The organism is Methanocalculus sp., from assembly GCF_029762515.1.
GTDB lineage: Archaea > Halobacteriota > Methanomicrobia > Methanomicrobiales > Methanocorpusculaceae > Methanocalculus.
In genome coordinates this window covers 1-3,472 of the sequence record NZ_JARVGN010000254.1, presented here as the reverse complement: position 1 = coordinate 3,472, position 3,472 = coordinate 1, and the positions used below count along the sequence as shown (strand labels likewise).

5 protein-coding genes and 1 tRNA gene are annotated in these 3,472 nt (G+C 43.8%); 4 read left to right on the top strand and 2 right to left on the bottom strand.

Going from position 1 to position 3,472, the window contains the following annotated elements; all coding sequences use genetic code 11:
- The 4 genes from QCH34_RS09135 to QCH34_RS09120 form a co-directional block, all read left to right on the top strand.
- Nucleotides 1-277 (top strand): hypothetical protein (locus tag QCH34_RS09135; RefSeq protein WP_300333145.1); only part of this gene is annotated, 277 nt, incomplete at its 5' end.
- Between the two features lie 163 nt (nucleotides 278-440).
- A complete protein-coding gene (locus QCH34_RS09130) occupies nucleotides 441-824 on the top strand; it encodes a DUF234 domain-containing protein (RefSeq protein ID WP_300333143.1) in 384 nt (127 codons plus the stop codon).
- Between the two features lie 180 nt (nucleotides 825-1,004).
- On the top strand, nucleotides 1,005-2,264 hold the full coding sequence (locus QCH34_RS09125; protein ID WP_300333141.1) for an ATP-binding protein: 1,260 nt from the start codon (nucleotides 1,005-1,007) through the stop codon (nucleotides 2,262-2,264).
- A gap of 1 nt (nucleotide 2,265) precedes the next feature.
- Complete coding sequence (locus tag QCH34_RS09120; RefSeq protein ID WP_300333139.1) at nucleotides 2,266-2,895, top strand: RloB family protein; 630 nt, start codon at nucleotides 2,266-2,268, stop codon at nucleotides 2,893-2,895.
- A gap of 75 nt (nucleotides 2,896-2,970) precedes the next feature.
- On the opposite strand, the gene QCH34_RS09115 is transcribed toward QCH34_RS09120, so the two are convergent.
- A tRNA-Leu gene (locus tag QCH34_RS09115) sits at nucleotides 2,971-3,053 on the bottom strand.
- A 47-nt stretch (nucleotides 3,054-3,100) separates the two neighbouring features.
- The coding region (locus QCH34_RS09110) for a hypothetical protein (RefSeq protein WP_300333134.1) at nucleotides 3,101-3,472 on the bottom strand (372 nt) is incomplete at its 5' end.

The following is a 3,472-nucleotide window of genomic DNA, read 5'->3' as shown; positions in this document are numbered from 1 at the left end:
AGATCTGTACCAAAACTCCATTCTCCAGTCACTCAGGGCGCTGAAAGCAAAGATCGAGCCTGAGGATCTCTATTCCTACCTTACCAGGATGAATATCCCACAAAAAACAATCACTGAGACCTTCTTCAAGACAGAATATACGATGGTCGTCGATTTTGAGACCCATATCGCAGAGATTCTGACGAGGCAGTCACTTGAAAGAAAAGACCGGGAAAGCGAAGTGAACAAGGATCCTGCAGAAAGTAAGACCTCCCACTCCACATATCCTGCAGGGTAAACCTTCCATGTTGTTTTTCTTAAAGATCCAATGTTGATTGCCAGTCTCTGACAAATATGACTGAAAGATCGGGCGTGGTTTTGGTATCACAGTATGCCAATCCTCCGAACCCCGATAATAATTATACCAATAATAATTACAACCATAATCATTATGAAATTCTATGGCAGGACAGAGGAGCTCAAACTTATGGGGCTTCTCAGGGTTTGCATTTGAAGAGATGGTGCGAACCCTTCTCAGGGAACGTCTCATCACGGAATATGATGCAGTCGGCTCATGGTGGAACCGCCGGGGCGACGGGATCGATCTCCTCGCAATATCCGAGGGGGCAGATCTTGCAGTTGAGATCAAGAACACGGCACTCACCCGCTCCGAGGCATATTCCATTCTCACGTCATTAAAAGCAAAACTACCCGCAGTGAAGGGGCTCTCCTACCAGGTCTCGCCCGGCGTTGTTGCCCGTGAAATTGAAGGTGTCGCAGAGTTTCAGAAAGAGGGGTTTTACTGTATGGAGCTTTTGGAGTTGCTGGAGAATACCCGGAAATGATCGATCACCTGATCCTTTCATCATTGCACAGTTTTGGAGAGAGAAGTGCATTTTGGATAGATAATACAATATGATGGCAAATGCATGGGTTTTCAGGGACGTTAGAATATTGAGAGATTCTACGAAAAAATCGTATAATCCACCAATACCATTATCTTTCAGGAGATCTGAGTATAGTATATGCTGATAGAATATAGTGTGGAAAACTTTCGTTCCATCTCTGAAAAGACAACATTCAGCATGGTACCTTCGAAAGAGAGGAAGAAGGCGGAGAACTTAATCCGGGTTGATGGAGTTACGGGGGTAACGAAATTACTGAAAAGCGCTGTCATTTTTGGAGCGAATGCATCGGGAAAGACAAACCAGATCCGCGCTCTTGACCTGATGCAATTTATTGTTCGTATGTCCCGAAATTTCAATAAAGGAGATAAAATCCCATATTTTCCATTCATCCTGAATTCTGAGTATGCAGAGAAACCAACAACTTTCTCACTTAACTTCATCATCGATGAAACGGAATACCGCTATTCATTCTCCTATAATGCAGATGAAATAATATCCGAGGAACTCGTGTATTTCAAAGGAAAAAGCGAAAAGACGATCTTTATCCGGAATCAAAATGATCTCCAGGCATACCAGGATGATGATGAGCAACAGGGGCTTTTTCGCCACACAGGAAATAATGTCCTCTTCCTCTCAAAAGCAAATAATGAATACAAACCCTTTGGACCGGCATTTAAGTGGTTTAATGAGAATTTAAATTATCTGGATTCCATCATGGATATTGGTGACCGATACACGATTAACTATATGAACAGATCACAGGAGAATAAGGATAAAATAATTAATCTGCTAAACTTTGCCGATTTTGATATTCATGATGTATCAGGCACTATAAAAACCCTGAAGAGAACAGATATTCCCGATATCGTCATTCAATTCATTGAAAAAGATACGAAAAAACCTCTTCCTGATGGAGCTATAATGACATCAGAATTAAAGAGCGTACATACCCGGGATGACGGCCATCAGATCACAAATACATTCTCTGAATTTGAATCTGCTGGAACCCGGATCTTCTTTAACCTGCTTGGATTATTTCTGGATGCATTCGAGAACCGTCAAAAAATACTTATTATTGACGAATTTGACACACGGCTTCACCCGGATTTAATCTCGTACATCTTCCGTCTCTTCCATAGCAACAAGATCAACAGGATGAATTCGCAGTTGATTGTAACTACCCATAATACGCGGCTTCTATCATCCGATCTTTTCCGAAGGGAACAGATCTGGTTTACCGAAAAGAAGAAGCAGACCAGAAATACTGATCTGTATTCCCTTTTTGATTACGAAAAGAGGCTGGATCGGTCAATAGAGAAGAACTACTTTTCCGGAAGATACGGGGGAGTGCCGGATATCATGGAAAGGGGGTTATAATGTGGCACATACGCGGAGATCTCAGCAGCGCCCTTTACGAACCCTTGTCATCATCTTCTCTGATGGAGAGACAGAACTCAATTATTTCGAGTTAAAGAAGAGGAATATTCATGGAAACAGGAATATCAGAATCGTGACGGTACAACCAAACATCAAATCTCCATCCCAATATATCAAATATGCCGAGGGTTACATTCAAACACATTTACCCCCTCTAAATGGCCAGGACAGGATATTTTGTGTATTTGATGTAGATACCCTTTCAGATTCGGAGATAGATAATGCTCGAAATAAGCTGAAATTACATAAACCACTGAGATCCCATATGCATTTAATCCATTCTAACCCGGATTTTGAAGTGTGGCTCCTGCTCCATTATCGGTATCTTCAGGATTCACTCGGATCACAAGAGGCAACAGCTAAACTCCGTGTGTTTGAAAAGGATTACACAAAACCCAATGTCGAGAATATATTTGAGAATTTAATGGGGAATGAGCATCAGGCATTGGAGAACGCTCGAAGGCTCAGGCAGTATCATCAGGAAAACGGATCGAACCTCTTCTCCACCCTGACAAACCCATATACTAATGTCGATGAAATCGTGCTATTTATTAATTCTATAAGAGAATAACCCTCTCAAATTGAGAAGTTGGGAGGTCTAAAAGCAGACACTGCTACCTGGTAAGAATCGAGCCTGATATCCTGATGCGAGTGGCAGGAGTCGAACCTGCGAACCCCTACGGGAATCGATCTTGAGTCGATCACCTTTGGCCTCTCGGTAACACTCGCACTGAAGGACATATATTTGCGCTCCAATGCAAAAAACATTCCTCGATCTACATAAAATCCGCAAGCCCCAGCTGGAGCTTCACCTCTTCCCCGAATGTCGAGTTGATCGAGGCGTCGATCACGGCAATCCGCTGTTTTGTGTACTCGGAGACCTTAAACTGCTCGCAGATCGAGAGCGATGCAGCCAGGTATTTCTTCACTGATCCTTCCGAGACGGTGGCGATGATCTTGTTTCCGCACCGGCACTTCCCGGCAAGCGGCATCCGCCGGAACTTCGACCCACACCGGGCGCACCGGAACCCCTGCTTTGAGAAGGCATTTAAGTTCCCGATCATGTCGCGGATAAAGTGCGTCGTCAGGACACGCTCTGCGAGATCGTCCTCATCCACGGCCCGGATCATCTTCGCAAGGAGAAGCTC